The following is a 2,581-nucleotide window of genomic DNA, read 5'->3' as shown; positions in this document are numbered from 1 at the left end:
ACCTGGTCTACTCGCAGCGCAACCGCTCCGCCGCCATGCGCATCCCGATCACGGGCTCGAACCCGAAGGCCAAGCGCGTCGAGTTCCGCGCGCCGCCGCCGGCCCACCGCTGTTCCGTCGTTCAGTAGAGGCCGAACATCCGTACCGGGCCGGCGAAACCGCCCTTGTGCTTCATCAGGCCGATGACCGCCACCGCCCCGGACTCGGGCAGCTTGTCCACGTTGGCCGCCCACTCGATGCCGTAGTGGCCGGTGGTGAGCAGGATCTTGTGGGCCCTCGGGTCGAGGTAGTTGTTGGCGCCGGAGTCCAGACTGGGGCTGTCGGTCGCCACGCCGACGATGTTGCGGCGCGACTCCAGGAACTCCGCCGCGTCCCAGCCTATGCCGGGGAAGTGCGGCTTGTCGTCGGCGTCGCGGTTGAAGATGCGCGCCGGGTCGTCGATGCGGCTGGACCAGCCGCAGTCCATGGCGACCACGGCGCCGTCCGGGATGCGGCCGTGGCGGCTCTCCCACTTGCGCAGGTCGTCATAGGTGAGGAGCGCGTCCAGGTCGTTTTGCGCGCGGTCGGCGATGCGGACGACGACGAGCGGGGCGATCAGGTTCTCGGCCGGGATCTCGTCGGTGGCCAGCTGGCCGTTGTCGAAGTGCTTGGGGCCGTCCATGTGGGTGCCGCTGTGCTCGTCCATGGTGATGATGAGGGTGTTGTACCCCTCCTTCTCCACCGAGGCGACCTGCTCGAACCGGGGCGGCTCGACGAACGGCCGGAAAACGGGGAAGTCCTCGCCCCAGGCGTGGCTCATGTCGACGATGCGCTTGCCTCCGCCCAGCACGCGGCTGGTGCTGATCCCCGTGGACCTCGCGCTCGCGGGCTTGGCGTCGATCATTCCCAGACCCGCGACGGTGGCACTCAGCGCGCCGGCCATGCCCAGCATCCTGCGGCGGCTGGGGCCGGGTGCGGCGCGGCGCACCTCGGCGGCGGATTTGACGCTCTCCTCGGGCCGGTTGGCCTGATGGGCGTGGATGTGGTCGTCCTCGGCCGTGTACGCCTCTCCGAACACGGACTTCATGACCCAGGTTCCGCACACAGTGATCTCTCCTCGACGGTGGTGGGGACGGGCTGCGCCGGGCTGGCCCCGGCTGTACGGTCTCATGTAATCATAAGAGATCTGATGTTCATAAGACTTCGATGAGCTCTGGAGGAGTTCCCGTGACCGAAGTGCTGACCCGCCCGCGGACGCGGCCGGGCCGGGCCACCGCCCGGGCCTCGCTCGGCCTCGCCCCGGCCCTGGTCACCGCGGTGGCCTATGTCGACCCCGGTAATGTCGCCACCAACTTCAGTGCCGGGTCCGCCTATGGGTACGGCCTGTTGTGGGTCGTCGTCGGTTCCACGGCGGCGGCGGGTCTCGTCCAGTACCTCTCGGCGAAGCTCGGCTCGTGTACCGGCCGCTCGCTCACCGAGACCGTGGCCTCGGCCGTCGGCCGCCGCGCCCGCGTCGCCTACTGGGTCCAGGCCGAACTCGTCGCCGTCGCCACCGACATCGCCGAGGTGGTCGGCGGTGCGGTCGCTCTGAAGCTGCTCTTCGGTCTTCCGCTGTGGGCGGGGGCGGGCGTCGTCGCCGCGGTCTCCACGGCCCTGCTCCGCCTGCGGACCACCCGGGGCGAGAACGCCTTCGCGGCGGCGATCACCGTGGCGCTGGGCCTGATCGCCATCGGCTTCATCGCCTGCGCGGCCTTCGCCGGCCCCACGGCCGGCGGCGTGCTTTCGGGTATGCGGCCGCTGCTGCCGGACAGTGGTGCCGTTCTCCTCGCCTCGGGCGTCTTCGGCGCCACCGTGATGCCGCATGCCATCTATGTCCACTCCGCGCTCAGCCGGGACGGCAGCCGGTGGCTGCGCGCCGACGACCCGTCCCTTCCGGGCGACCCGTCCCTTCCGGGCGGCATCGGTGGCACCGGTGGCGTCCTGTCGGCGACCCGCAGGGGCGTGGTGGGGGCCATGGTGCCGGCCGGTGTGATCAACGCGGCGCTGCTCCTGACGGCGGCGGCGCTTCCCGCCGGTGCGGGCGAACTCACGCTGGAGGGCGTTCACTCCACCGTCGGCGCGGTACTCGGGTCCCTCCCGGCCCTCGCGCTGGCCTTGGCCCTGCTGGTCTCCAGTCTGGCGTCGACCGCCGTCGGCACCCACGCGGGCGACATCGCCATGCGGGATCTGATCCGCCGGCGTGTCCCCGCCGGGGTGCGCCGCCTGGTCGCCCTGGCCCCGGCGGTCCTGCTGCTGGCCGCCGACCTCGACACCACCCACCTGCTGGTCCTCTCCCAGGTGGGTCTCTCTCTTGGGGTGCCCTTCGCGCTGATCCCGCTCATCCGCCTGACGGCGCGCCGCTCGGTGATGGGAGGTGCCGTCAATCACCGGGTCACGACCGCGGCGGCCTCGGTGGTCGTGGTGGCGGCGGTGGCCGTCAACGGATTCCTGCTGGTGGACCTGGCGTTGGGGTGAGACGCGGAAGCGGGGCGGGCCCGTGGCCGAGTACGTGAAGGACGTCCTTCGAGTCTGAGGCCCGTTCCCGATCGGCTTGAGTGGCCAC

Annotated in this window: 2 protein-coding genes and 1 pseudogene; 2 read left to right on the top strand and 1 reads right to left on the bottom strand. The window is 71.2% G+C overall.

The window, feature by feature from the left end; all coding sequences use genetic code 11:
• Positions 1-95, top strand: a pseudogene (locus ABZ990_RS31090) (hypothetical protein); the annotation flags it as partial.
• A gap of 26 nt (positions 96-121) precedes the next feature.
• Here the strand turns inward: ABZ990_RS31090 and ABZ990_RS31085 are convergent.
• A complete protein-coding gene (locus tag ABZ990_RS31085; protein WP_361238947.1) occupies positions 122-1,066 on the bottom strand; it encodes a cyclase family protein in 945 nt (314 codons plus the stop codon).
• A gap of 140 nt (positions 1,067-1,206) precedes the next feature.
• On the opposite strand from ABZ990_RS31085, the gene ABZ990_RS31080 reads away from it, so the two are divergent.
• Complete coding sequence (locus ABZ990_RS31080) at positions 1,207-2,493, top strand: Nramp family divalent metal transporter (protein ID WP_361238945.1); 1,287 nt, start codon at positions 1,207-1,209, stop codon at positions 2,491-2,493.
• Positions 2,494-2,581: the final 88 nt, after the last annotated feature.

Source organism: Streptomyces sp. NPDC046203, assembly GCF_040646255.1.
Taxonomy (GTDB): Bacteria; Actinomycetota; Actinomycetes; order Streptomycetales; family Streptomycetaceae; genus Streptomyces.
The sequence above is the reverse complement of the archived record's forward strand: the minus strand, read 5'-3'. Positions and strand labels throughout refer to the sequence as shown.